The 26,971-nt window shown below is 43.3% G+C and carries 24 protein-coding genes; 11 read left to right on the top strand and 13 right to left on the bottom strand.

Annotated features, from left to right (window positions below):
• The first annotated feature begins 98 nt into the window (after positions 1-98).
• Positions 99-1,076 (top strand): elongation factor P--(R)-beta-lysine ligase, encoded by a 978-nt coding sequence (gene epmA, locus M1E96_RS17415; RefSeq protein ID WP_140183038.1) that lies wholly within the window; start codon positions 99-101, stop codon positions 1,074-1,076.
• A 44-nt stretch (positions 1,077-1,120) separates the two neighbouring features.
• Here the strand turns inward: epmA and glpQ are convergent, their stop codons facing one another.
• Together glpQ and glpT are read right to left on the bottom strand one after the other, a co-directional pair.
• A complete protein-coding gene (gene glpQ / locus M1E96_RS17410; protein WP_319067089.1) occupies positions 1,121-2,197 on the bottom strand; it encodes a glycerophosphodiester phosphodiesterase in 1,077 nt (358 codons plus the stop codon).
• 220 nt (positions 2,198-2,417) lie between these two features.
• Entirely contained in the window at positions 2,418-3,767 is a 1,350-nt protein-coding gene (gene glpT / locus M1E96_RS17405) for a glycerol-3-phosphate transporter (RefSeq protein WP_070929005.1), read from the bottom strand.
• A gap of 428 nt (positions 3,768-4,195) precedes the next feature.
• On the opposite strand from glpT, the gene glpA reads away from it, so the two are divergent.
• From glpA to glpC, 3 genes are read left to right on the top strand one after another with little or no spacing between them, the layout of a single operon-like run.
• Positions 4,196-5,851 carry an anaerobic glycerol-3-phosphate dehydrogenase subunit A gene (gene glpA / locus M1E96_RS17400; protein ID WP_272581266.1) on the top strand — a complete coding sequence of 552 codons (1,656 nt, stop codon included), beginning with the start codon at positions 4,196-4,198 and terminating at the stop codon, positions 5,849-5,851.
• On the top strand, positions 5,841-7,136 hold the full coding sequence (gene glpB / locus M1E96_RS17395) for a glycerol-3-phosphate dehydrogenase subunit GlpB (RefSeq protein WP_272581265.1): 1,296 nt from the start codon (positions 5,841-5,843) through the stop codon (positions 7,134-7,136). The genes glpA and glpB overlap by 11 nt, the downstream gene beginning before the upstream one ends.
• Positions 7,133-8,326, top strand: a complete 1,194-nt coding sequence (gene glpC, locus M1E96_RS17390) for an anaerobic glycerol-3-phosphate dehydrogenase subunit GlpC (protein WP_272581264.1) — start codon at positions 7,133-7,135, stop codon at positions 8,324-8,326. The genes glpB and glpC overlap by 4 nt, the downstream gene beginning before the upstream one ends.
• 106 nt (positions 8,327-8,432) lie before the next feature.
• On the opposite strand, the gene dhaL is transcribed toward glpC, so the two are convergent.
• The 4 genes from dhaL to M1E96_RS17370 form a co-directional block, all read right to left on the bottom strand.
• Entirely contained in the window at positions 8,433-9,053 is a 621-nt protein-coding gene (gene dhaL / locus M1E96_RS17385; RefSeq protein WP_070929002.1) for a dihydroxyacetone kinase subunit DhaL, read from the bottom strand.
• 126 nt (positions 9,054-9,179) lie between these two features.
• Positions 9,180-10,586 carry an IS66 family transposase gene (locus M1E96_RS17380; protein ID WP_369113421.1) on the bottom strand — a complete coding sequence of 469 codons (1,407 nt, stop codon included), beginning with the start codon at positions 10,584-10,586 and terminating at the stop codon, positions 9,180-9,182.
• Between the two features lie 61 nt (positions 10,587-10,647).
• Positions 10,648-11,694 carry a dihydroxyacetone kinase subunit DhaK gene (dhaK, locus tag M1E96_RS17375; protein WP_369427230.1) on the bottom strand — a complete coding sequence of 349 codons (1,047 nt, stop codon included), beginning with the start codon at positions 11,692-11,694 and terminating at the stop codon, positions 10,648-10,650.
• Positions 11,695-12,052: 358 nt separating this feature from the next.
• Complete coding sequence (locus M1E96_RS17370) at positions 12,053-12,721, bottom strand: 7-cyano-7-deazaguanine/7-aminomethyl-7-deazaguanine transporter (protein WP_272581261.1); 669 nt, start codon at positions 12,719-12,721, stop codon at positions 12,053-12,055.
• A 309-nt stretch (positions 12,722-13,030) separates the two neighbouring features.
• Between M1E96_RS17370 and tusA the strand changes: the two genes are divergently transcribed.
• The gene (gene tusA, locus M1E96_RS17365) at positions 13,031-13,285 is read left to right on the top strand and encodes a sulfurtransferase TusA (protein WP_070929026.1); all 255 of its coding nucleotides are present in this window, start codon (positions 13,031-13,033) and stop codon (positions 13,283-13,285) included.
• A gap of 108 nt (positions 13,286-13,393) precedes the next feature.
• Here tusA and M1E96_RS17360 read toward each other — a convergent pair whose 3' ends face one another.
• From M1E96_RS17360 to M1E96_RS17350, 3 genes are all read right to left on the bottom strand, one after another.
• Positions 13,394-14,392: an Rpn family recombination-promoting nuclease/putative transposase gene (locus M1E96_RS17360; RefSeq protein ID WP_369427229.1), complete on the bottom strand. Its 999-nt coding sequence runs from the start codon at positions 14,390-14,392 to the stop codon at positions 13,394-13,396.
• Positions 14,393-14,613: 221 nt separating this feature from the next.
• The gene (locus M1E96_RS17355; protein WP_272581259.1) at positions 14,614-17,001 is read right to left on the bottom strand and encodes a zinc/cadmium/mercury/lead-transporting ATPase; all 2,388 of its coding nucleotides are present in this window, start codon (positions 16,999-17,001) and stop codon (positions 14,614-14,616) included.
• Positions 17,002-17,279: 278 nt separating this feature from the next.
• Positions 17,280-17,906 carry a lysoplasmalogenase gene (locus M1E96_RS17350; protein WP_175442547.1) on the bottom strand — a complete coding sequence of 209 codons (627 nt, stop codon included), beginning with the start codon at positions 17,904-17,906 and terminating at the stop codon, positions 17,280-17,282.
• A gap of 110 nt (positions 17,907-18,016) precedes the next feature.
• On the opposite strand from M1E96_RS17350, the gene M1E96_RS17345 reads away from it, so the two are divergent.
• A complete protein-coding gene (locus tag M1E96_RS17345) occupies positions 18,017-18,367 on the top strand; it encodes a DUF2500 domain-containing protein (RefSeq protein ID WP_272581258.1) in 351 nt (116 codons plus the stop codon).
• 5 nt (positions 18,368-18,372) lie between these two features.
• Here M1E96_RS17345 and M1E96_RS17340 read toward each other — a convergent pair whose 3' ends face one another.
• Both M1E96_RS17340 and rsmD read right to left on the bottom strand, forming a co-directional pair.
• Complete coding sequence (locus tag M1E96_RS17340) at positions 18,373-18,660, bottom strand: DUF1145 family protein (protein WP_272581257.1); 288 nt, start codon at positions 18,658-18,660, stop codon at positions 18,373-18,375.
• The gene (gene rsmD / locus M1E96_RS17335; protein WP_175442546.1) at positions 18,650-19,252 is read right to left on the bottom strand and encodes a 16S rRNA (guanine(966)-N(2))-methyltransferase; all 603 of its coding nucleotides are present in this window, start codon (positions 19,250-19,252) and stop codon (positions 18,650-18,652) included. The genes M1E96_RS17340 and rsmD overlap by 11 nt, the downstream gene beginning before the upstream one ends.
• A 357-nt stretch (positions 19,253-19,609) precedes the next feature.
• Between rsmD and ftsY the strand changes: the two genes are divergently transcribed.
• The 4 genes from ftsY (at position 19,610) to rpoH (ending at position 24,576) form a co-directional block, all read left to right on the top strand.
• Positions 19,610-21,835, top strand: coding sequence for a signal recognition particle-docking protein FtsY (gene ftsY, locus M1E96_RS17330; RefSeq protein WP_369427228.1), 2,226 nt, complete (start codon positions 19,610-19,612; stop codon positions 21,833-21,835).
• A 6-nt stretch (positions 21,836-21,841) separates the two neighbouring features.
• Positions 21,842-22,507 (top strand): cell division ATP-binding protein FtsE, encoded by a 666-nt coding sequence (gene ftsE, locus M1E96_RS17325; protein WP_070928995.1) that lies wholly within the window; start codon positions 21,842-21,844, stop codon positions 22,505-22,507.
• Positions 22,500-23,477 (top strand): permease-like cell division protein FtsX, encoded by a 978-nt coding sequence (gene ftsX / locus M1E96_RS17320; RefSeq protein WP_319067458.1) that lies wholly within the window; start codon positions 22,500-22,502, stop codon positions 23,475-23,477. The genes ftsE and ftsX overlap by 8 nt, the downstream gene beginning before the upstream one ends.
• A gap of 220 nt (positions 23,478-23,697) precedes the next feature.
• Positions 23,698-24,576, top strand: a complete 879-nt coding sequence (gene rpoH, locus M1E96_RS17315) for an RNA polymerase sigma factor RpoH (RefSeq protein ID WP_070928993.1) — start codon at positions 23,698-23,700, stop codon at positions 24,574-24,576.
• Positions 24,577-24,647: 71 nt separating this feature from the next.
• Here the strand turns inward: rpoH and M1E96_RS17310 are convergent, their stop codons facing one another.
• Both M1E96_RS17310 and panM read right to left on the bottom strand, forming a co-directional pair.
• Positions 24,648-25,037, bottom strand: a complete 390-nt coding sequence (locus M1E96_RS17310; RefSeq protein ID WP_272580737.1) for a VOC family protein — start codon at positions 25,035-25,037, stop codon at positions 24,648-24,650.
• Between the two features lie 4 nt (positions 25,038-25,041).
• Positions 25,042-25,446: an aspartate 1-decarboxylase autocleavage activator PanM gene (gene panM / locus M1E96_RS17305; RefSeq protein WP_272580736.1), complete on the bottom strand. Its 405-nt coding sequence runs from the start codon at positions 25,444-25,446 to the stop codon at positions 25,042-25,044.
• A 391-nt stretch (positions 25,447-25,837) separates the two neighbouring features.
• Between panM and M1E96_RS17300 the strand changes: the two genes are divergently transcribed.
• On the top strand, positions 25,838-26,947 hold the full coding sequence (locus tag M1E96_RS17300) for a branched-chain amino acid ABC transporter substrate-binding protein (RefSeq protein ID WP_070928992.1): 1,110 nt from the start codon (positions 25,838-25,840) through the stop codon (positions 26,945-26,947).
• Positions 26,948-26,971 lie beyond the last annotated feature (24 nt).

Raw genomic sequence — 26,971 nt, 5'->3', positions numbered from 1 at the left:
TTATTACAGCATCATTGCATTTGGTTGAAGTGAATGCATTGTTTGTAAGGCAAGAGGTGAGTAAACTGCTCGACTATGTTTATTTTGGAGTTATGTTAATGAGTGAAGTAGCAGACTGGCAGCCCAGTGCCCCCATCGCTAACCTGTTACAGCGAGCAAAAATCGTCGCTGAAATAAGACGTTTTTTTACTGAGCGCTGTGTGCTAGAGGTGGAAACTCCTGCAATGAGTCAGGCCACCATCACAGATATTCATCTTGTTCCTTTTAAGACCCGTTTTGTCGGACCGGGAGCGGCACAAGGGATTGATCTCTATCTGATGACCAGCCCTGAATACCATATGAAGCGTTTGCTTGCTGCTGGCAGTGGGCCAATCTACCAACTCTGTCGTAGTTTCCGTAATGAGGAAGCTGGAAGGCATCACAATCCTGAATTTACCATGCTTGAATGGTATCGGCCTCATTACGATATGTATCGTTTAATCAATGAAGTCGATGATCTACTTCAGCAAGTCTTGGATTGCGAAAGTGCGGAACTTCTCTCTTATCAGCAAGCATTTTTACGTCATTTAGATATTGATCCGCTTTCCGCAGAAAAAAGTGAGCTAAGGGAGGTTGCTGCACGCCTCGATCTAAGTAATGTCGCAGACCAAGAAGAAGATAAAGATACCTTGTTGCAATTGTTGTTTACGATGGGGGTAGAACCTCATATCGGTAAAGAAAAACCGGCTGTGGTTTATCATTTCCCAGCAACGCAAGCCTCTTTGGCTGAAATTAGTACTGAAGATCATCGTGTTGCTGAGCGTTTTGAGGTTTATTTTAAAGGCATGGAACTAGCAAATGGTTTCCGTGAATTAACCGACGCTAGTGAGCAACGTCAGCGTTTTGAACAAGATAATCGTCGTCGTGCTGCGATGGGGCTACCTATTCATCCGATTGATGAACATTTATTATCCGCATTAACTCATGGTTTACCTGAATGCTCAGGTGTCGCATTAGGCGTCGACCGCCTGATCATGTTGGCGCTGAATGCAGAAAAAATCAGTGATGTGATTGCATTTCCTGTGACGATTGCATAACTCACTACTTGATTGCAGCCTATTGGCTGCAATCAATCGAGTGATTATGGATGTTGTTGCTGTTTTTGCAGAAATTGTACCCCTAAATCAGGGAAATCAGTAAAGACACCATCAACATCGGCTTGGTTGTAGATAATATCAAAGAGCTGCTGACCATCTTTCGCGTATTTCGGCAATTTATCAACACGAATGGTATAAGGATGCACCGCCATATTGTTGGCATGGGCGTCTTTAACCATGCCTGTTAGCTTAATATTATCAGGTGTTGACTCTTCGCTGACTAACATATGGTAATCAGGACCAATACCATCGGCATATTTAGCCACTTCTTTCATCGAGCCTGGCTTGAACATCCAGTCATAACTGTAGTTTACCCACGTTCCATCAGGTTTTTGTTCCTGAGTTTCATTCCAATCTGTGTAGGCTATCAATTGAACCAATTTTAAATTCATGCCCATTTCTGGCATCAATGTATTTTTAATGCGTTTAAGTTCATTAGCATCAAAACATTGTAGGTAAACATTTGAATCTTTATTGGTATAACCATATTGCTTAAGGACTTCGAGGGTTTTTTTAGTGATGTCTTTGCCTTCTTGTTGGTGGAACCAAGGCGCTTTGATTTCAGGGTAAATACCGATGTTTTTCCCCGTCGATTTATTCAAGCCTTGAATAAATTCGATCTCTTCTTGGAAAGTATGTACTCGGAAATCAGATTTCCCCATAGGGAAACGATTTGGGTAGCTTTGTATTTTTTTACCATCGACAAGGTCAAATCCTTCCGTGAATTTTAGTGATTTGATTTCATCAAGGGTGAAGTCAATCGCGTAATAACGTCCATCTTTGCGGGCTCGATCTGGAAAGCGTTCGGCGACATCAGTGACGCGATCAAGGAAATGATCATGAAGAACAACCAGTTCATTGTCTTTCGTCATCACTAAATCTTGTTCAAGAAAATCTGCACCTTGTGCGTAAGCCATCGCTTTCGCTGGCAGTGTATGCTCTGGTAAGTAGCCACTAGCGCCGCGGTGAGCGATAACAACTTTTTCTGCCGCTTGCGCAACAGCGGTCGCTGACACCACTAAAACCATACTGGCAACCAATGTTTTGAATCGGAAGTGCATGATGATATCTCCTTGTCACTTTTTATACTCGTCATACTTCAAGTTGCAGGGGTGTTGACTACGTTCAGCTAGCCGAGTCATATAGTTTATCTATGCTCCCCGTCTATCTTCGCTTGTCGCCTACCTGCATCTTGAATTATTTAGAGTATAGGTAAAAAAATAGGTCATACTTCTTAGTAAGAATATGACCTATTCAGGTTAAAGCATTAATGTGAACCTTTTAGTTCATTTTCGCTAATTCACGTTTATGTTTGGTTTCGCTAATCATAACGATGAATAAGAGAACAACGGCTAATGCAGAGCCACCGATCATGACGGCAAAACCACCGTCCCAACCGAAGTAGTCAACGGTATAACCCACGATTGCACTCGCTGCCACAGAACCACCTAGGTAACCAAATAGACCGGTGAAACCTGCCGCAGTACCCGCTGCTTTCTTCGGTGCTAGCTCCAGTGCGTGCAAACCGATCAGCATGACTGGACCATAGATCAAGAAACCAATGATTAGCATACAAGCCATATCGATATTCGGGTTACCTGCTGGGTTCATCCAGAAGACGATGGTGGCAATAGTCACCAAAATCATAAAGAACACACCCGTTGCACCACGGTTACCACGGAAGACTTTATCTGACATCCAACCACACAGTAATGTTCCCGGGATACCTGCATACTCATACAGGAAATAAGCCCAAGAGGATTTATCCATCGCAAAGTGTTTTACTTCACGTAGATAAGTTGGTGACCAGTCAAGAACACCATAACGGAGTAAATAAACGAAGACGTTTGCAATTGCGATCATCCATAGAAGTTTGTTAGGGAAAACATACTTCATAAAGATTTCTTTTGCTGTTAGCTCTTGCTCATCGGATTCTTTGTAGTCTGGTGGATAATCATTTTTATATTCTTCAATTGGAGGTAGACCACAAGACTGTGGTGTATCACGCATTAAAGCAAAGGCGATCATCGCAACAAGGATGGCAGCAAATGCAGGCATATATAGCGCAGCTTTCCAATCGTTAAACCACGCCATACCTAGCATGAATAGTAGAGGAGGAATACCACCACCAACGTTGTGAGCACAGTTCCAAATAGAAACAATTCCCCCACGTTCTTTTTGCGACCACCAGTGAACCATAGTACGGCCACAAGGAGGCCAGCCCATGCCTTGGAACCAACCACATAGAAATAGCAGTACAAACATCACCATGATGCTTGAAGTTGCCCATGGCACGAAGCCCATAATGAGCATCACTGCTGCGGCGAGGATCAGACCGGCGGGTAAGAAGACACGTGGGTTAGATCGGTCTGATACTGACCCCATAATGAATTTAGAGAAACCATATGCGATAGAGATCCCTGACAATGCAAAACCCAGATCCCCTTTGGAGAAGCCTTGTTCAACAAGATATGGCATCGCTAAAGCGAAGTTTTTTCTTACTAAATAATAGGCTGCGTAACCAAAGAAAATACCCATAAAGATCTGCCAACGCAGTCGACGATAGACGGGATCTATCTTCTCAGCGGGCAGCCTCTGGGCATGAGGTGCTGGTTTAAAAATACTTAACATATAGCCTCCGATGGCATGCTAATAGTTATTTCACTCTTTTCTTTTATCTATTGAAATAGAAAATGATGAGTGTTTTTATGGGTAAAACAACTAAAACGAAAGTGTTTGAGTGTTATATCGAGCAATATCTTTCATAAGTGCATTTATGATAGTCATAAAAAAACATTTTATCTGTAATCTACTGCACAAATATTTGTTTTATTTATTGGTCGCATAGTTAATGTTATTTATGAATGAAAAGAAACCATTTGAAGTGAATTTTTTGTGATGTTTATCACGATTTTTGTCTTTTTATTACTTATTTAGACGTAATTGCTTTCGTTTTTGTTCCTTATCAAACACTGAGCACGTTTCTTGTCTATATTTAGTTATAGATTATAAAAATAGACCATACTAAAAGTAGTGTTGATGAATGTGAGGAAGACGACATGAATGGTTCATCTGTAGCTGAAACGGATGTCATCATTATCGGTGGTGGCGCAACAGGTGCAGGTGTTGCTCGTGACTGCGCCCGCCGAGGTTTAAAAACAGTTTTGCTTGAACGCCATGATATTGCTACTGGTGCAACAGGGCGTAACCATGGCTTGTTACATAGTGGTGCGCGCTATGCTGTCACTGACGGCGAGTCAGCAAGAGAGTGTATTGAAGAAAATAAAATACTAAAACGTATTGCACATCATTGTATTGAGCGGACAGATGGTTTGTTTATTACACTTCCAGAAGACTCGCTTGAATATCAACAACAATTTATTCGTGCCTGCCAAGCGGCGGGTATTGATGCGAATGCCATCGATCCCGCAGAAGCTATTCGCCTTGAACCGTCAGTCAATCCACAACTGATAGGTGCGGTTAGAGTGCCTGATGGTACGGTAGATCCTTTCCGTTTAACCGCAGCCAATATGTTGGATGCTCGTGAGCATGGTGCCAAAGTACTGACTTATCATGAAGTAATAGGCTTAATTCGTGATGGCGACAAAGTCCGTGGTGTGACTGTTTATGATCACCAAGCTAAACAACAGTATGATATTTACGCGGAAATCGTGGTTAACGCAGGGGGGATTTGGGGTCAGAAAATCGCCGAATATGCAGATTTAAAAATCAAAATGTTCCCAGCCAAAGGGGCTTTATTGATTTTGGGCCATCGTCTAAACAATATGGTCATTAACCGTTGTCGTAAACCTGCGGACGCCGATATTTTAGTTCCGGGTGACACTATTTCATTGATTGGAACTACATCAACGCATATCGAATATGACCAAATCGATAATATGTATGTGACACCTGAAGAAGTCGATATTTTGATTCGTGAAGGTTCGATGTTGTCACCTGCATTAGCGAAAACGCGTATTTTGCGTGCTTACGCCGGCGTTCGTCCTTTAGTGGCGAGTGACGATGATCCATCAGGTCGTAATGTCAGCCGTGGTATTGTGTTACTCGACCATGCGAAACGCGATGGCTTGGAAAACTTTATTACTATCACTGGTGGTAAGTTGATGACCTATCGCCTCATGGCTGAGTGGGCAACTGATAAAGTGTGTGAAAAACTAGGTCATTCAGCGAAATGTACCACCGCGGAAGCCGCGTTGCCGGGCTCGCAGCATAGCGCTGAAGAAGCATTACGTAATGTCGTGGCCATTCCTGCGCCAATTCGCGGCTCAGCAGTTTATCGTCATGGTGATCGTGCTTCGGCGATACTGAGCACTGACCGATTAGATAAAAGCTTGGTGTGTGAATGTGAAGCGGTCACCGCAGGGGAAGTCCGCTATGCGGTTAACTCTTTGACAGTGAATAACTTACTAGATTTACGTCGTCGTACTCGAGTCGGAATGGGAACTTGTCAGGGAGAGCTATGTGCATGTCGCGCAGCAGGGCTATTAAATCGTTTTAATGTTACAACACCTCATGAAACTGAACAGCAATTAAGTCATTTTCTCAATGAGCGTTGGAAAGGTGTGCGCCCAATTGCATGGGGAGATGCGTTACGTGAAAGCGAATTTACCAGCTGGGTTTATCATGGGCTATGTGGCATGAATGAAACCACATTAAGTAAAGGATCTGACAAGGAGGCTGGCAATGAAATATGATGCAGTCGTCATGGGAGGAGGGCTAGCTGGCCTTATCTGTGGTATTCGTTTAACACAGTCAGGTTTATCTTGTGCCATTGTGAGTGCGGGACAAAATGCGTTGCATTTTTCTTCAGGCTCCTTGGATTTATTAACCCATTTGCCTAATGGTCAATTAGTTGAAAGACCTCTTGAAGCTTTAGAAGCGCTGAGTGAACAGTCACCACATCATCCTTATAGTCGTCTTGGGAAGTTAGCCGTAATTAAGCTAACTCACCAAGCCGAAGCTTTATTGCAACAAAGTGGTATAAAGCTCAAAGGCTCTAGTGATGAGAACCATTACCGTATCACGCCTTTAGGCCATAAACGACTAACATGGCTAAGCCCTAAATCAGTGCCAACAGTTGATCTGCATAAAAAAATGAAGATGGGGAAAATTGCTGTTGTAGGTATCGAGGGTTTTTTAGACTTCCAACCACAAATGGTATCGGATGAGTTACAACGCGAAGGCCTTGCCGCGAGTGCCTATTATGTTCACTTACCGCTGTTGGACAGATTAAGAGAAAATGCCAGCGAATTTAGGGCAATCAATGTCGCTCGTTGGCTAGATCGCCCTGAAAATATGGCGCAAATTGTCGCTGAAATGGCCCCATTAGTTGCTGAATCAGAGTCTATTTTCATGCCAGCTTGTATTGGCCTAGATAGTGAAGAACCGTTGCTTGAGCTACAAAAGCAACTCGGTAAGCCTATTTATTTATTGCCAACACTCCCCCCATCATTATTAGGAATTCGATTACACGAAGCATTATTACGTCAATTTCGCCGTCAAGGTGGCATTATCATGCCAGGCGATAAAGTAACTTCCGTGAATTGTGTGGGATCACGCATTGAGTCTGTGATGACACGCAATCACGGTGATATCTCATTGAAAGCCTCTCAATTTGTATTGGCGACTGGGAGTTTTTTCAATAATGGATTAGTTGCTGAATTTGATCGCGTATATGAACCGTTAATGCACCTTGATTTGTGTGATATTCCTCAGCGTGGTCAATGGACTAACAAAGAGTTTTTTGCTTCACAGCCTTATATGGCGTTCGGAGTACAAACTGATGACCAGCTACGTGCGCAAAAAGAGGGTCAGACATTTGAAAATTTATATGTTGCTGGCGCTATTTTAGGGGGCTTTGATCCTTTAACCGAGGGCTGTGGTGCAGGGGTTTCATTGATCAGTGGTTTGCACGCCGCTGAAGAAATTATTGGTTACTTTGCAAGACAAAAAGCCATGCAGGCGGAGGTGGCACAATGAGTATTCAGGATGCAAGCTTTGAAAGCTGTATTAAATGTACAGTGTGTACGACCTATTGCCCTGTTGCTAAGGTGAATCCTCTGTATCCGGGGCCAAAACAAGCGGGGCCTGATGGGGAGCGTTTACGCTTAAAAGACCCGATGATGTATGACGAAGCGCTAAAATATTGTACTAACTGTAAACGGTGCGAGGTTGCTTGCCCGTCAGACGTAAAAATTGGCGATATTATCGCGCGGGCTCGTAATACCTATAGCCAGCAGAAACCGAAATTACGAGATGCTATCTTAAGTCATACCGATCTGATGGGATCATTATCAACGCCTTTTGCTCCCGTGGTTAATACGATCACAAGTTTGAAACCGGTTCGTCAGATCCTTGATAAGGCATTGAAAATAGATCATCGCCGTGAGTTGCCTAAGTACTCATTTGGGACTTTCCGCCGTTGGTATGCAAAACAAGCTGCGGAGCAGCAAAGGTTTGCAGAGCAAGTGGCTTTTTTCCATGGCTGTTATGTGAATTACAATCACCCACAGCTTGGTAAAGATCTTATTAAAGTCTTCAATGGCATGGGGATCGGTGTTCAATTACTGAAACGTGAAAAATGTTGCGGTGTGGCATTGATCGCGAATGGTTTTATGAAACAGGCGAAACGGCAAGCGAATGTAAACCTAGAGTCGCTACAGGAAACGATCCTTGAAAATCATGTACCTGTTGTTGCGACCTCATCAACCTGTACTTTCACTATCCGTGATGAATACCCTCATGTGCTTGATGTGGATACATCGCAAATGCGTGAAAATATTGAGCTAGCAACGCGTTACATTTATCGTTTATTAGAGCAAGGCCGTGAGTTAAAACTTAAACATACACCATTAAAAGTCGCCTACCATACACCATGCCATATGGAAAAAATGGGTTGGACATCTTATACATTAGAGCTGATCAAACGCGTACCGGGGGTGGAGCTAATTGTGCTTGATTCTCAGTGTTGTGGTATCGCGGGGACTTACGGGTTTAAAAAAGAGAACTATGAAGTATCTCAAGGGATTGGCGCAGGATTGTTCCGGCAAATTGAAGAAAGCGGCGTTGATATGGTGATCACTGACTGTGAAACCTGTAAATGGCAAATTGAGATGTCGACCAGTAAAAAATGTGAGCATCCGATTAGCTTATTAGCCAAAGCATTATAATCGTTGTTTGGTTAACCCATTAGAGAAAGGCATAACAACCTTTCTCTTTTTTTATGTTATGAGTCGGGATGGCACTGGCGATAGATATCGCCAGCAGAATGGAAAACTACAGTGACTGTTGAAGCGTTTTCATCAGGAGCAATACTGAGGTACCACCCGGATCAGCATGGCCAATACTACGTTCCCCGAGGTAACTGGCTCTTCCTTTGCGTGCTTGCATTGGAATGGTCGATTCAACACCTTGCTTTGCGGCTTCTACTGCTGCTGAAATGGCTTCATTTAAAGGTTGGGAGGCGGCATTTTCGAGAGCAGTACTCACTGGCCACCACACATCACACATGGTTTTATCATTTGGTTCTGCTTTGCCTCGAGAAACCACGCCTTCAGTACCTGCTTTAATAAGCTCTGCCAAATCTGCGACGCTCAGCGCTTCTTTACCAGCCGCACTTTGAGCTGCCTTAATAAAAAAAGTCCCAAATAATGGGCCGCTCGCTCCGCCAACACTCGAAAGTAATGTCATACCTGTTGTTTTGAGTAGAGTGGCAATGTCTTTATCTTCAACTGAAGGCAGTTTTTCGGCGACTTTTTGAAAGCCTCGGTTCATATTAAGGCCATGGTCACCATCGCCAATTGCTGTATCTAGCTCGGTTAGATTGTTTTGTTCTTGAGCAAAGGTCTGCGAACATTGGATTAACCAATGATAGATCTGTTGTTGTGTTAAATTCATTTGTATTACTCCTTTTGGCCTAGCATTTCCAACGTAAAGCAGGGGTGTTAACGGGTTCATCCCAGAGCATCAATGCTTCGTCATCAACTTTTAGTAACTATTCACCCGCGAGCTATTGACGGTGGTTTACACTAGGAATGCTGGCACCTGATAATTCACTTTGAGCATATGGTGTTCGACGATTTCACGTAACCATTTATAGGCTGAGATCTGCTGAAGCTTGGCAGTCTCTATAAGTGAGAACATACGTTCACGGAACAGATCGCCTCTATATGAGCGAGTCACGTAGCAGCACTTTCTCATCAATATATAATTACGCAGGACACGCTCTGCGGCATTGTTCGTTAACGGGCAGTCTGGATCATCCATAAAGCGCCACACCATTGCATCATCAGACATGAGATTTCGGCACCGACCTCGATAACGTTTCGAACATTGATAACTGCCCAGTTTGAGCCAATGAAGCCAGCTTTTTCTTAACCGCCTGAGCCGGCGATAGTATTGGGTTTTGGTGAGCTTCTCTTCGATATATCGGTGATGGCACCTGAACACACTGTGGGCGATCAACGCGAGTTTTTCCCCGATTTTTTGATTTTCAGGACAAACACTCTCCTCGATAGCGATGACGTTTCGTAAGATGTGCGCCCAACATAGTTGCCGTTTTGATTCATCAATGTATTTGTAGGCTGAGTATTGGTCGGTCACTAAAAGGTGTGAAACAGCTTCTCCAAGCAATCGCTTAGCCGCATGTTGGTTTCGACCGCTGTTGATTTGGAAAAAGGCAACGTCATTACTCAGGGCTGCCCACATCCAGCGTTTCTCATTATTACGTTGATGCGAGGTTTCATCGGCCATAATCAGTTGAGAGGCTTTGACTGTTTCATGGATTTGCGTATGAGTATCTGCTAAGTACTCCGTTACTCGTCCTTGTGCGGCTGATATCGCACCTGTAGAGAAGTTAAGCTGAAACACATCTTTCAGCATAGATTGTATTTTGCCGATGCTTTGATGGTGCTGCGTCGCTTGGATTGCGATAAAACTATGTAGATTTGGGCCCATCTGAACATCAGAGACATGCTCCGGAAGCTCTGCTTGATGCTTATCACCACACCATGAGCACTCACCTTTGAAGACCTGATGCTCAACAAGTGTGTAAGAGATATCTGGCAAATCAAAAATTTGGTGTCGTTTATAAGGTTTTCTATTTGGAATAACACAACCACCGCAATGGCATGTTTTCTTTGGTAAGTATTGCTCAACCGAGGTACTGTCTTCAATAGGGTGAAGCAGTCGGCGGTGGCCTTTATGACCTGGCTGAGCTCCTGGCTTTTTTCCAGATTTTTTCCGATTCGGCGAAGTATTCTTAGCTTTATTATGCAAAGACTGTTGGGATGACGGCACAGAAGAGTTACGGCTATTTTGGTTTAGTCGGTCTTCAAGTTCGGCCAGCTTATTCCATAGAAAATGGATGATATCTTTCGCCTCTTCAGGAGAATCGAAATCTGGTGGTGGAGGTAGTGTTTTCTTATTCATACCTTCAGATTGCCAGCTCAGAAAGATCACTCAAGTCGAATATGGGATCAAGTTAACCTCGTCACATAACTTTGCTGTCAAGGCATCGCGGGTGAAGAGTTACAACTTTTAATAAGGTGATTGAAACGCCTTGCATATCAAGCGCAGTGCAGTATGAACCGACTAGGTTACGCTCAATCGTGAGGCCAAATTGATGACAACAAGTTTGTAAACGATGGTATACCGCATAGAGCTCAGATAGCGGAGTTGCGCCTAGGTTATTGACGAGGGCAATGACACGATCGCCTTTTTTTAATGGCTGTTTGATCTGTTTGTGTTCTTGCCAGCAGCTATTTTGACGATCCCATTGGCGGATCACGCGTTCATAATGGCCATTGTCGATCAAAGTTTGGAACATCTGATCAACCGTATTATTTAAATTGCTAAAACTGCGCCGTTCAATACCCGGTTCTCCGTGAATGCCAACACCAAATTCCATTTCATTATCAGGTAGCTCAAATGAAGGTTTTCCTGCCGCTGGCACAGTACAAGCGTGTAACGCCACTCCTAAACTGTAGCCATTATTATTGGTTTTGTGGCCCAGTTCGACGAGCTGGTCAAGTGTGTATCCTTTAACCGCAGCCGCACCAAGTATTTTTTCCATTAATACGGTGTTGGCAACACCACGACGCCCTGCGGTATATAGACTGTCTTTTACTGCCACGTCATCATCGACTAAAACTGTTGCGACTTGAGTACCTGCATCATGCAGTAGCTCGGCGGCAGTTTCGAAATTGAGAACATCCCCTGTATAGTTTTTGATGATCATCAAGACACCTTCGCCACTGTCAATGGCCATCGCACATTCCATCATTTGGTCAGGTGTCGGCGAGGTAAACATTTCTCCGGGACATGCTCCATCCAGCATGCCAAGTCCGATGTATCCGCTGTGCATGGGTTCATGACCGCTGCCACCTCCAGACAATAACCCCACTTTATTCTTTATTGGAGCATCCTTATGAACTAGGTAGGTAGGATCGATATTTAAACGCAGTTCGGGGTGAGCCGCTACTAGCCCTTGATTGACTTCACTGATGATATCTTCAACACGGTTAATCAGTTTTTTCATCTTACAAACTCCAGAAAATAGAGGTCGATGGTTATACTCGTCATACTTCAAGTTGCAGCGCCTTTCGTTAAGGTATAAGTGACTACGCTCACTCGCGCCAGTCACATAGTTTTCTATGCTCCTAGCGACTCATTCACTTGTCGCCTAGCTGCAACTCGAATTATTTAGAGTATATATCTGTTCGTTTGTGTTCTTTTTTGAGTGAATTGAAACGTAAACAGCGCGGTTCGTTTCGATTGTGCAATCAGACTATCACGGCTGTGGAATTATTGATGGGGCAAACCTATAAAATGAGAGTTGGATCGGTAATTTTTATTCGTCGATGAGAGGGAACATTTTCCCTCTCAAACTCAGCAAATTAATGTTGATCAGCCAGTTTTTGCTCCGAGGTGTGAGCAAAGAAGGTTTTTAGGATAAAGTTGAGTAGTACACCATAGGCTGGTAAGAAAAATAACATACAGATTAACAGCTTAAAAGTGTAATCCACTAAAGCAATCTCCACCCAATTAGCGGCCATAAAAGGATCACTACTGCGGTAAAATGCAATGAAGAAGAAGGCAATCGTGTCAATCAAGTTACCAAAAAACATGGCGCACGCAGGGGCGACATACCAACGTTTGTTCTGGCGTAATTTATTAAATACGCTGACATCCAGTATTTGTCCTAATACATAAGCCATAAAACTGGCGGCTGCGATACGTGCAACAAAGAGATTAAATTCATTGAGAGCACTAAAACCTTGCCATGCACCTTGGAAAAACAGTGCGGATATGACGTAAGAGATCAGCAGCGCAGGTAGCATGACCGCGGTAATGATACGGCGAGCTAGTGGCGCGCCATAAATACGCACTGTCAAATCGGTGGCTAAGAAAATAAAGGGAAAGGTAAATGCACCCCATGTGGTGTGGAAACCGAAAATATTAATCGGTAGCTGCACTAAATAGTTACTAGAGGTAATAATTAGGACGTGGAATAACGAGAGCCAAATTAACGCAGTGGCTCGTTGCTGCGCAGTGAACGTAAACATATTGTACCTTTTTAAGTAGCCATGGGGTGAGGGAACCCATAAAACATAGCCTCGACATCGAGGGAGCGCGTATATACTCGTATACTTCAAGTTGCAGCGCCTTTCGTTAAGGTATAAGTGACTATACTCACTCGCGCCAGTCACATAGTTATCTATGCTCCTAGCGACTCGCTCACTTGTCGCCTAGCTGCACCTTGAATTATTTGGAGTATAATACGTTTGTTGCGCAACAAAAGCAAAACTGTTAAACCTGAGATAGGCTTTTTATTATATAATCAAAACATCATTTATTTTTTTATAAGTATGGTTATGTCTGATTCATTTGCAAATGCCACAAAAACCCTTGATACACTTGGCTTACGTTGTCCTGAACCTGTGATGTTAGTTCGTAAAACTGTTCGTGGAATGGCAGCGGGAGACACATTACTGATTATTGCCGATGACCCAGCAACAACGCGCGATATACCCGGATTTTGCCGTTTTATGGAACATGAATTGCTGGCGGTTGAAGCGGAACAAGCACCTTATCGCTATTTGTTACGCAAAAAAGCAGAAGGGCTGTAACTGTGATTTGAAACCGTATGACTGGCTGGGAATATGTTATCTATTTAAAATAGATCAAGGTACAACGCAAGTTCTATATCGGAACTAGCACCTTGATTTAACTATTGGTTATTGCGTTTGCTCTTCAATCAGTGACAAAATCTCTTCACGGCTCAATTTTGTGCCTGCCATAATTAATTCAATATTAGCGCCAGCAGTGAAGAGCGATTTTACCATTTGACGTTGGGTTATTTTGACACCTTCTTCAACGCCTATTTTACGGCCTTTTTCAATACCTTCTTCAATACCTATTTTATGACCTTTTTCCTGACCTTCTTGTCGTAGCCGCTCTGCTAAATTCATAACCACCTCTTTATGTTGTGGAATTTGCTGACTAAAGCAATGAATTATTTGTTCAAAGTGCTCTGGAGACTCCAAAACCACCAGTAAGTACTGCAAAATAATCGTAATGTCATCTTGACTATTACTATTATTATTGAGCGTTTGAGCAAAGAGTTCAACCATTCGTTGGTATTCATCACGCAGGTTTTTATGCTTCATTGCCAGTTCCATTACTGCAATTTTTCGATGATTAGCTAGCTCATTATCATCTATGACAGTGATATCAACTAAAGGAAACGGTTTAAAATACAGCTCTTCGGCAAGCTCTTTCCAATCAAAGCAGCGAGTCCATAAATTCTGATAAGGGTAGGGGGACATTTTTCCATGATAAAACAGTATGGGTACAACCAATGGTAGTACCTTGTGTCCTTGCTGTAAGTGTTGGTTCATTGCGGAAAAAGCATAGTACATCAATCGCCAACTCATTAATTTATCTGGCGTTGATTGATGTTCGACTAATAAATAAAAATAACCATCGCCCATATCTGTTTTTACAGAGTAGAGAACATCTGACAATCGTGAACGCAATTTATTATCGATAAAAGACGAGTTAGTGAGTGCTAGCGTCTTAAAATCACATAATGATTTGATATTTTCTGGAAGGTAAATATCAAAAAAGTCTCGTGCATTATCGACTTGGTTCAGAAAACCCTTAAAAGTCGCATCATGCGGTGTTTTAGGTGGCTGTAGTGACATAGCGTATATATCAAAGTTATTTTGGAGCATTGATAGTAACCAATATGACGGTGAGAGAGGAGCAAGTTACTCCTAATTTTAGCAAAAATTAATCAATTAAAACAAAGTATTAGTCTTATCATTTAAACGAAAACTACATTTGATTAGTAGTAAAAAACAATAGTTGCTTAGTTGACTAGTAATGAGTTTGCTATGTGTATTAAAAAAGCGCCACAAGGGCGCTTTTAACTAGATGCGATCAATAATGATGGCTATTTTTTCACTTGCGGCAATTTCACTTTCAATAACCGTACGGCATTCGCCGTTACTAGAGCCGTAGCCCCTGAATCGGCGAGTACTGCTACCCATAACCCTGTGATCCCCAGCAAGCTGGTCACTAAGAACACCGCTTTTAAACCAAGTGCAATAGTAATGTTTTCACGAATGATCTTACGAGTTGCTTGGGACAGCGCAATGATTTCTGGCAAACCGGTTAAACGGTTATGTGTCAGCGCAGCGTCTGCCGTTTCCAGTGCTACATCAGTTCCACTACCCATTGCAACGCCAATACTGGATGCTTTCATTGCTGGCGCATCATTGATGCCATCACCAACCATCATGGTGCTGTGATTACGGTTTAATTCCATTACCGCGGTGACTTTGTCTTCAGGGAGCAAACCTGCACGGTATTCCATACCGAGTTGTCCTGCGATAGCACTTGCCGCTCGTGGGTTATCTCCCGTTAACATAACGGCATTAACATTGAGCGCTTTAAGCATAGTCATTGCATCAGTAGCATCACTACGTAAGGTATCTTGTAGTGCAGTTAAACCAATAACTTGGTTGTTTTCTAACGTCACAACAACCGTTTTACCTTGCGCTTCAAGTGCTTCAACTTGATTCTGCCAAGTTGGCTCAAGCGGTGTATCTAAGCGGCTTGGTGCACTCACTAAGATATGTTTATCACCAAGGTAGCCTTCAACACCTTTACCTGCCAAGGCTTTGCGATTTTCAGCTTCGACAACCGTGATAGACAGTGCTTCTGCTTTATTAATGACTGCTTTAGCTAATGGGTGATGTGAACCTGCCTCAACGGATGCAGTGATCCTCACTAACTCATTTTCAGATAAACCATCAACGGGCACTAAATCGGTAACATGAGGTTTACCTTCAGTTAAGGTGCCTGTTTTATCCAGTGCAATTGTCGTAACAGAACCGAGTTGTTCTAATGCGGCACCACCTTTAATTAATGCACCTCGGCGTGTTGCCGTTGCTAGGGCTGAAGTGATTGCTGCTGGTGTTGAAATAACTAATGCACAAGGACAACCTATTAGTAACAGCGTTAAACCGCGATAAATCCATGTTTCCCATGGCGCACTAAAGAAAATAGGTGGAATAACAACAACGAGTGCCGAAAACAGCATGATTAATGGAGTATAAATACGGCTAAAGCGATCAATAAAGCGCTCAATAGGCGCACGGCGCTCTTCCGCTTCTTCAATCAGCTGTAGAATGCGGTCGATAGCATTTTGACCTTGCTCAGAAACCACTTTCATCTGTACAGCGCGATCAACAGATAAACAACCCGCCGCGACTTTTTCACCTACATTACGTTCAACAGGGACAGATTCCCCCGTTAGTGAGCTTTCATCAAAACTAGCAAAACCAGAAACCAATTCAGCGTCTGTTGGTAAACGCCCGCCCGGTGCAATTTCAATAATATCGCCTGGACGTAATTGTGAAACCGGAACCGTCATTTTTTGCCCATCTTTCACTAAGATGGCTTCTTCAGGAACAAGAGCCATTAGTGCACTGACTCCGCGCCTTGCTCGGCCTGCGGAGTAGGATTCCAACATTTCGCCTAACATAAATAGCAAGATAACCATTGCCGCTTCTTCGGTAGCTTGGATAAAAATGGCACCGATAGCTGCTACTGTCATCAATGTTTCGATGGCAAAAGGTGTACCTGTTCGAATCAAACGTAATGATTTACGTGCAATAGGGTAAAGCCCAAACAACGTCGTTAATGTAAAAGCAATCAGACCAACTTTCGGGTTGATCAGCTCAATACCCCAGCTAATGGCCATTAGAATAGCTAAAATGATAACGGGTTTGGATTCGCTTAACAGGCTCTGCGGTGGCGCGATTGTTGCAGCGCTATTATTACCAACATCATGTAATTCATAACCCGCGGCTTCAACGGTTGAGCGGACGGTTGCACTGATATCACTATCGGCATCAACCACCAACTTTTCAGTTGCAAACAAAACCTTAGCTTGAGTCACTTGTGGTATTTGTTTAACGGCATTTTCGATTTTTTGCGCACAACTCGGGCAATCCATCCCACGGATTATCCAGTTGAAACGTTGTCCCGCTGTTTGTACGGGCTCAATTTCGTCTGCCACATTATGAGATACGCTACAGGCAGAGCCATGTTGATGTTCTGTATGATCATGAGTTTGATGAGAGGAACTACTACAGCCTGTGTGCTGATGAGTCTCCTCATCATCGTCAGGGTGTTTCTCAACAGTACTATGAGCATGGGTATGTGAGTCATCACTTACTTTTTGACTATTTTGTACAGCGGTAGACGAACAGCTGTTACTTGAGCAGCAAGAACTGGTGTGCTGATGTGCTTCTTTATGGTTGTGTGAGTGCATATAAGCCCCCTTATCAAACAATAAACGTATACTCGTCATACTTCAATTTGCAGGGCTTTTCGCTAAGGTATAAGTGACTGCGTTACGCCTAGGTCACATAGTTTATCTATGCTCCCCGTCTATCTTCGCTTGTCGCCTATCTGCAACTAGAATTATTTGGAGTATGATCAATATTGATAAGTCTACACTTTGGAGTCTACTCCAGAGTCAAATAAATAAAGGGGCGCCAATTGACAATAAATGCTATTTGAGAATTTTATCAATTGGCGAAGTGTATTTTATAGATAAATCGCTCGGATAATAAAGAATTGCCCAAGGAAATAGAGTGCGGCAACAATCGCTTTAGATGCTTTAAACGAGAAGCGGAAGCGTGCAATCAGCCAAATACAGTTGGAAATAAATAGCAAGAAAGCGCCAACCATAATGGAAAAGTTGTAATCACGACCTAAACCAAAGAACTGGTCACCAGCGACCCATGCCATGATCATGCTCATGATTAACAAAGCAAACACCATCGCTTGCATATCTTCTAATTTGGTCCAAATTAAAACTAGGGTGATAGCTGCAATGACTAGAGGGATAGGAAGCCAAGGTAGGTATAAGCTGAAATCAAGTTGCATACCAAAACTGATGGTATAGAGCAGGTAGCTAGTGAACATCAAAGCTACAGATGCAAGTAAGCGCTCACTTGATAGCATGCGCATCATATCAGCCAGTAGTGAAACTGCTAAACCGGCCAAGATCAGATAACCTTGAGAGGTTAAAAAATCAGCGTTCCACCCCCAAAGTAGTAGTAATATCAGTGTGATAGGACGAAATAGCCAGCGTTGCCACTCAGGGCCACGATAAGCGGCATCAACATACAGCCAACCAGAAAAAAGTACGGCAAGGAATGGCCAACTAATCATAAACACATCCTTATAGATTCGAATAAATGAAGCAACTGTGGTGGTATTAGTTCTTTGACATTAAGATAAACTATATTGTTGAACAGATTAAGTGCAATGTTAAATTTATGAATAAACCAATTTTATTAATTATTGTGTTTGCGATTATTGCAGTATTAGCGACTAAACGTTTTTTTGACCAACGCAAGCAAAATGAAATTAATGATAGTTCTTTACCCGTTAGCTACTCCGTCGTGGTAGAAAGTAAAAAAGACTATCCTTATCCAAATATGCGCTCTCGTGAACGTGATGTCGTGTCACCGGAAACTTTCCGCTACGAAGTTTATTTCAAGCCATTGAATAACATGAAGGTGATGAAAGTGATCGTAACCGAAAAACAGTATCAAGAGATTGAACAAGGCAGCCAAGGAACTTTGCGCATGCAAGGGACAAGGTTTCTTGGCTTCATACCTGATTAACGGTTTTATTGTTTTTTCTTAGCGTCTTCAATGGCTTGTTTTTGTTTCTTTTGCATGGCTAACATCTCAAATACGCCAAAAAAGAAAATACGTGTTTGCAGCCAACCTGATAATTTTTCGTCTTTGGCTAAGGTAGCTTTTAAAAAGATAGTCTGCAATGCATGCATGAAAATCATAAAGATCATCGCAATATCCATAAAATACTTCAGAGGCTTAGGAAATGGATGGATTAAATTGAATACCATAAATGCCCAAACACAAATCATTAGCACACGGCCTGCATTAATTAGCATGGCTTGTTTCCTCAATTGAATGACGAATAAATAAACGATAGGCGACTTGGCCTGCAATTTTCTCACGATGCAGCTGCCAATTTGTTGGAATGTTAGTAAGTGGTGACTCCGCTTCTGATTCTACATATATCCAGCTTTCATCGGCTAACCATTGGTTTTTTTCTAATAGTTGAATGGTTTCGAGTAGTAAGCCCTTGCGAAAAGGGGGATCAATAAACACCACATCAAAAGGGGTGCCTGTTTGTGCAAGCACTGCAAGGCTATTTCCTTGTACAATTGTGGCGTTATCTGCTTGCAAACGTGCTTTATTTTCAGTGAGTAACTGGCTGTTTTGTTTCTCTAATTCAATAAAAGTCACATGATCAGCAAATCGAGAGAGGGCTTCAAACCCCAGTGAGCCACTACCCGCAAAGCAATCAAGGCAACGCGCATCTCGTACAATAGGCATTAGCCAGTTAAATAAGGTTTCTTTAATTCTATCGGTGGTGGGACGTAAGCCCTCACTATCGCGGACAGGGAGTTTTCTTCCGCGCCATTTTCCACCGATGATACGTATTTGACCGATTGATGCACTTTGTGGTTTTTTTGCCATAATATCCATTGCTGCTCAATGTAACTGAGCGTCGAAAAATTGATGTTATACTCGCCATACCTCAAGTTGTAGCACTTTTCGTTAAGGTAGAGTGACTACGTTCATGCGCACTAGTGACATAGTGTTCTATGCGTCTAGTGATTGGTTCATCAGTTGCCTAGCCGCACCCTGAATTATTGAGAGTATATCTATTGTAGCGCGTCATTTTCACAGTTTTTACTTAAAAAATCAGATTAAATTGTCATGATTTTTCTTTCAGATATGTGTTGCAGCGCGATGAAATGATAGACTGCATGTAATTTTATTGCGATTTAATTATTAAGCGCCATGTTTTTACCGCGAGGAGTGTAGTGGCTGATGGCTAAAGACAAGAAAAAAGGCTTTTTCTCATGGTTGGGTTTTGGTCGTAAAGACGAAAAAGAGACCCAACAGCAAGAAGCAGAACAACAAAAAATAGATGCTGCTAAAGCGAATGAGCTGCAACAACAAGATAATGAAGCTGCCATCAAAGCAGCTGAAGATGAAGCCGAGCGCCAGTATCAAGAGAAGCAAGCGCAAGAGCAAGCGGCAATTAAGGCAGCTGAAGAAGAGGCGGAGCGCTTACATCAAGCACAGCAAGCTGAGTTAAAAGCAGCTCAAGAAGAAGCTGAACGCCAACGTCAAGCAGAGCTGGCGGCTGAGAAAGCCGCGCAAGAACAAGCGGAACGTGATCGCCAAGCCGCGGAAGCGGCGCGTTTAGCGGAAGAAGAAGCTGAACGCCAACGTCAAGCAGAGCTGGCAGCAGCGAAAGCCGCAGCAGAGCAAGCCGAACGTGATCGCCAAGCCGCAGAAGCGGCGCGTGTAGCGGAAGAAGAAGCTGAACGCCAACGTCAAGCAGAGCTGGCGGCAGCGAAAGCCGCAGCAGAGCAAGCCGAACGTGATCGCCAAGCCGCAGAAGCGGCGCGTGTAGCGGAAGAAGAAGCTGAACGCCAACGTCAAGCAGAGCAGGCAGCAGCGAAAGCCGCAGCAGAGCAAGCCGAACGTGATCGCCAAGCCGCAGAAGCGGCGCGTGTAGCGGAAGAAGAAGTCGAGCGTCAACGTCAAGCAGAGCTGGCGGCAGCGAAAGCCGCGCAAGAGCAAGCCGAACGTGATCGCCAAGCCGCGGAAGCGGCGCGTGTAGCGGAAGAAGAAGCCGAGCGCCAACGTCAAGCAGAGCTGTCGGCAGCGAAAGCCGCAGCAGAGCAAGCGGAACGTGATCGCCAAGCCGCGGAAGCGGCGCGTGTAGCGGAAGAAGAAGCTGAACGCCAACGTCAAGCAGAGCAGGCAGCAGCGAAAGCCGCAGCAGAGCAAGCCGAACGTGATCGCCAAGCCGCAGAAGCGGCGCGTGTAGCGGAAGAGGAAGCCGAGCGTCAACGCCAAGCAGAGCAGGAAGCAGCGAAAGCCGCAGCAGAGCAAGCCGAACGTGATCGCCAAGCCGCGGAAGCGGCGCGTATAGCGGAAGAAGAAGCTGAGCGTCAACGTCAAGCAGAGCTGGCAGCAGCAGAAGAACAAGCAGAACGTGATCGCCAAACCGCGGAACAAGCTGAACTTGAAGCGCAAGAAATTGTCGCATTACGCGATGAAGTTCTCAGTGAACAAGCCGAAGAGGAAGCGCCTAAGCAAGTTGAACAAGAGAAACCGAAAAAAGAAGGTTTCTTTAGTCGCTTGAAAAAAGGTTTATTAAAAACGCGTCAAAATTTAGGTTCAGGTTTCCTTGGTTTATTCACGGGGAAAAAAATTGATGATGATCTGTTTGATGAATTAGAAGAACAGCTGTTGATCGCCGATGTTGGCGTTGAAACTACGCGCAAGATCATTGATAACCTAACTGCACATGCAAGTCGTAAAGATTTAAAAAATGCAGAAGCGTTATATGGTCGCCTGCGTGAAGAAATGTCTGATATTTTAGCGGGTGCGGACAAACCGCTGGTTATTGAAGACAAGAAACCCTATGTTATTCTTATGGTTGGGGTTAATGGTGTGGGTAAAACAACCACCATTGGTAAATTAGCTCGCCAGTATCAGTCAGAAGGGAAAAGCGTCATGTTAGCGGCTGGAGACACTTTCCGTGCTGCGGCGGTTGAGCAATTACAAGTATGGGGTGAGCGTAATCAGATCCCTGTTGTCGCTCAACATACGGGTGCCGATCCTGCATCTGTGATTTTTGATGCCATTCAATCTGCACAAGCAAAAGGTGTGGATGTTCTTATCGCTGATACCGCAGGTCGCTTGCAAAACAAAGCACACTTGATGGAAGAATTGAAAAAAATCGTCCGAGTCATGAAGAAACTGGACGAAGAAGCGCCGCATGAAATCATGCTAACCTTAGATGCAAGTACTGGACAAAATGCTGTCAGTCAGGCGAAACTTTTTAATGATGCTGTAGGTCTGACAGGTATTACATTGACTAAGCTCGATGGTACAGCAAAAGGTGGGGTTATCTTCTCTATTGCTGATCAATTCGGTATTCCTATTCGTTATATCGGTATTGGTGAGGGAATTGAAGATTTGCGCCCATTTAAAGCAGACGACTTTATCGAGGCTCTATTTGCCCGAGAGGAATAATTTTCGATGATCCGCTTTGAACATGTCAGTAAAGCTTATCGTGGTGGCCGGCAGGCTCTTCAGGGGGTAGATTTTCATCTGCAACCGGGAGAGATGGCTTTTTTAACTGGGCACTCAGGTGCCGGTAAAAGTACGCTACTCAAACTCATTTGTGGTATTGAGCGCCCAAGTGCAGGGCATATACTGTTTAATGGTCATGATATCAGTCGATTGAAAAATCGGGAGATCCCTTTCTTGCGCAGGCAAATTGGGATGATTTTTCAAGATCATCACCTGTTATTTGATAGAACAGTCTATGACAACGTCGCGATGCCATTGATTATTTCAGGGGCGAGTTCAGAAGATATTCGTCGTCGAGTTTCGGCGGCATTGGACAAAGTTGGTTTGCTTGATAAAGCAAAAAACCTGCCAATACAATTATCTGGCGGTGAGCAGCAACGTGTTGGTATTGCCCGTGCGGTAGTCAATAAACCAACTATGTTATTAGCGGATGAACCAACGGGTAACCTTGATGGCGAATTGTCTGAGGGGATCATGCGCTTGTTTGAAGAGTTCAATCGTGTTGGTGTAACGGTGCTCATGGCGACTCATGATATTGCATTGATTGAGCGACGTAACTGCCGTGTACTGACCCTGAGTGAAGGAAGAATGGTCGGAGGTCAACATGGCTAAAAATGTACGCAAAGGTAGACCAGAAAGGCCAATGCAGTCAAAAACCAAAGCGTTGAAAGGTGGCTGGCGTGAGCAATGGCGTTATGCATGGTTAAATACGATTGCGGATATGCTAAGACAGCCTCTAGCGACCTTTTTGACGGTTATGGTAATTGCAATTTCTTTAGCTTTACCAAGTCTTTGTTACATTGTTTGGAAAAACGTTGCTCAAGCAGCAAACCAATGGTACCCGACGCCTCAGCTTACTGTTTATTTAGATAAATCCCTTGATGAGCAAGGTGGACAAAATGTGGTTAATCAACTGCAAGCCCTTGATGGGGTTGAAAGTGTAAACTACTTGTCACGTGATCAAGCGATGAGCGAGTTCCGTAGTTGGTCGGGTTTTAGTACCGCACTTGATATGTTAGAAGAAAACCCATTACCTGCTGTGGCAATCATTACACCAAAAATTGATTTTCAAAGCTCAGAGGTGTTAACCACCTTACGTGACCGAGTCGGTCAGGTTAGTGGTATTGAAGAAGTACGCATGGATGACAGCTGGTTCTCTCGACTTGCGGCGTTGACTCAGTTGGTTGGGCAAATTGCGACGGTGATTGGTGTTTTAATGATTGTGTCGCTATTCCTTGTTATTGGTAATAGTGTACGTTTAAATATTTTTGCCCGTCGAGATACCATTAATGTTATGAAACTCATCGGTGCGACAGATGGATTTATTATGCGGCCATTCCTACATGGCGGCTTGCTAATGGGGGCACTTGGTGCAGTGATCTCCCTGATTATGTCTGCACTATTGGTTTGGAAGTTATCCGATGTTGTGACCCAAGTTGCGAGTGTCTTTGGCACACAATTCCATATCGAAGGACTGCTATGGGAAGAATCATTATTGGTTATTCTTATGTCAGCAATGATTGGTTGGGTGGCCGCGTGGCTAGCAACAGTTCAGCATCTACGCCATTTTACACCTGAGTAATCATAGTATTATCGGCACAGCGGTCAACTTTGCCGACTGTGCCGATAAAAAAAACGATATAAGTAGGAACTTTTGAGTTTTACAAATGTCTGACTTTGACTTGCTGCGATAATAGTAAGTGTCATTTATTTGACTCACTAAAACTGCTAAACTACGTTTCACTAATCTCGTATATCACATCGAATTAATCTCTTTTATATTATTTTCAATGAGGATCTGAATGACCAAAGACATGCAATCATTAGCACTTGTTCCGCAAGGAAGTATTGAAGCCTATATGCGGGCGGCTAATGCTTATCCTATGCTCACCGCTGAGGAAGAAAAGGAACTTGCTGAACGGCTGCATTACCATGGTGATCTGGATGCGGCAAAACAATTGATCCTATCGCACCTGCGTTTTGTGATCCATGTGGCTCGTAGCTACGCAGGCTATGGTTTACCGCAGGCAGATCTCATTCAAGAAGGAAATATTGGCCTGATGAAGGCCGTTCGTCGCTTTAATCCAGAAGTTGGCGTTCGCTTAGTTTCTTTCGCTGTTCATTGGATCAAAGCTGAAATTCATGAATACGTCTTACGTAATTGGCGTATTGTTAAAGTTGCAACCACTAAATCACAACGTAAGCTGTTTTTTAACTTAAGAAAAAACAAAAAACGTCTTGGTTGGTTTAATCAAGATGAAGTTGATATGGTGGCAAAAGAGCTGGGTGTTAGCACAAAAGATGTCCGTGAAATGGAATCCCGTATGTCTGCGCAAGACATGGCATTTGATATGTCAGACGATGATGACAGCGGTGATTTTGGTCAGCCTGTTGCGCCTGTGCTGTACTTGCAAGATAAGTCGTCGGATTTTGCAGGTTCTATCGAAGAAGATAACTGGGAAAGCCATGCGACAGATCGCCTTGCAGATGCTTTAGATTCATTAGACGAACGTAGCCAAGACATCATTCGCGCGCGTTGGTTGGATGATGATAATAAAACGACGTTACAAGAACTGGCTGACAAATATGGTGTTTCTGCTGAACGTGTCCGCCAGCTGGAAAAAAACGCAATGAAAAAATTGCGTGCTGCTATGGAAGATGACGAAGAAGACGAATACTAATCTTCTTTTAATCTATCTACTCCTGCATTTATTGTTACCAATCACTATGGTGCAATAAATGCAGAAATTATTTATGACTCACTATATAGCTCTAGGGGTAATCCATCAGGATCAGCAAAAAAGGTAAATCTTTTTTGTGTATAGGGATCCACTCGTGGTGCTTCACAAGCCACATCATGTTGGCGCAAATAATCAATCCACTTATCAAGATCATCAACGCTAAACGCCAAATGACGTAAACCACAAGCTTCAGGATAACTTGGACGTGGTGGTGGCGTTGGAAAACTAAACAATTCAATTTGATACTGATTATCTAGTGCTAAATCGGCCTTCCACGAATCAGACTCTGCTCGATAATGTTCTTCCAATAAATGCATACCTAAGATCTGGCAATAAAAATGTTTACTCAATGCGTAATCAGAAGCAATGATGGCAACATGATGGATCCGTTTTAGTTTCATCTAATTAAACTCGCTTTTCCCATTGATTTTCATTTGCTGTTTCCGTAAAGCCGCAGGCTAATAAAAACGGTATGAGTATATTTTTATTTGTATCGGTAACGTCTTCTAAGCTAAACAGCCAATGCGTGACTTGGGGCTGTTGTCGACAAATTTCATCCAGCAAATAAAGCCCTACACCACGACGGCGGGTGATCTCACGTATTAAAAAGTGGCTAATAATCCCTTGTTGGTGGTTAATTTGCACTTTTGCAGCACCAAGTAGGCGATCATTAAAACGCGCCGCATAGATTTTTTGTTCTGATTTAATCAGATCATCGACGTGATTTCGGGTCTGGTCTGTCCAGATTTTGTACAGGTCAAGATATTGTTGTTCAGTAGGATCCACCAAAGGAATTATTGTCAGTTTCATGATATTTGTAGCTGTTTCCCCGTTCATTTTTCAGTCACACCTGCCGACAGAGTGATCTGTAACCGATTTTTAGATTTTAGAGTTAAAAATTTGGCTTGAAGAGATCTTCCGAGTTTAGCTCGGATTTATTTAAATTTAACTAGAATATAACACTAGCATTTAGCCAAAAACTACCGATTAACATTAGATTTTTATTCTGCTTATAACGTAATTATCTATCATATCCATTTGCTATTTAGCATATTTATCTTGTTTAATGTTATGAAATATATGGTCTTATTGGCTATGCATTGAAATATAAAGTATAGATTAATACCAATTATAATAATCTACAACAAATCAAACACAAACACGCAGAATCATGCGGAACCATAAAGATGGGGACGGACGAATGAAACAAATGAATAAAGCATTATTAGCGGGATGTATTGCGATGGCATTTAGCCAAGCGGTATGGGCTAAAGAAATTAAAATCGCGGTTGTTGGTGCTATGTCAGGTCCTGTTGCTCAATATGGCGATATGGAATTTACAGGGGCGCGCCAAGCGGTTGCTGATATCAATGCAAAAGGCGGTATTAATGGCGATACCTTAGTTGCGGTGGAATATGATGACGCATGTGACCCAAAACAAGCGGTCGCCGTGGCAAACAAAGTTATCAACGATGGTATCCGCTATGTTATCGGTCACCTGTGCTCTTCTTCAACACAGCCAGCATCTGATATCTATGAAGATGAAGGCGTTATCATGATCACCCCTGCCGCGACTAATGCTGATTTAACCACGCGTGGTTATCAAATGATCATGCGTACTACGGGGTTGGATTCAGACCAAGGGCCAACAGCGGCGAAATATATAATGGATCAAGTCAAACCTAAACGTATTGCGGTCGTTCATGATAAACAACAGTACGGTGAAGGCTTAGCGCGCTCTGTGCGCGAAAACTTGAACAAAGCAGGTGTCAAAGAAGTCATGTTTGAAGGTGTGACCGCAGGTGATAAAGACTTCTCTGCGTTAGTTGCGAAATTGAAAAAAGAGAACGTCGATTTCGTCTACTTTGGTGGTTACTACCCAGAAATGGGGCAAATTTTACGCCAAGCAAAACAGTCAGGTTTGAATATTCGTTTTATGGGGCCTGAAGGTGTTGGTAACTCATCACTGTCGAATATTGCCGGCGAAGCCTCTGAAGGCATGTTAGTGACGTTGCCTAAACGCTACGATCAAGTACCAACAAACCAACCGATTGTTGATGCGATCAAAGCTAAAAAAGAAGATCCAACCGGTCCATTCGTTTGGACAACGTATGCAGCAATCCAAGGTCTGACAACGGCAATGGAGCGTACGGGGAGCCGTGAACCAGAAGATTTGGCTAAAGATCTAAAAGCCAATCCTGTTGATACTGTAATGGGAACATTGACTTGGCAGCCTAATGGGGACTTGAAAGGTTTTGAGTTTGGTGTATTCGAATGGCATGCAGATGGCACATCCACTGCGGTGAAGTAATCTTACTATTCAGGCGCTAACCGG

It is taken from the genome of Providencia sp. PROV236 (genome assembly GCF_033676985.1).
GTDB lineage: Bacteria > Pseudomonadota > Gammaproteobacteria > Enterobacterales > Enterobacteriaceae > Providencia > Providencia manganoxydans.
This window is presented reverse-complemented; position numbering and strand designations above follow the sequence as displayed.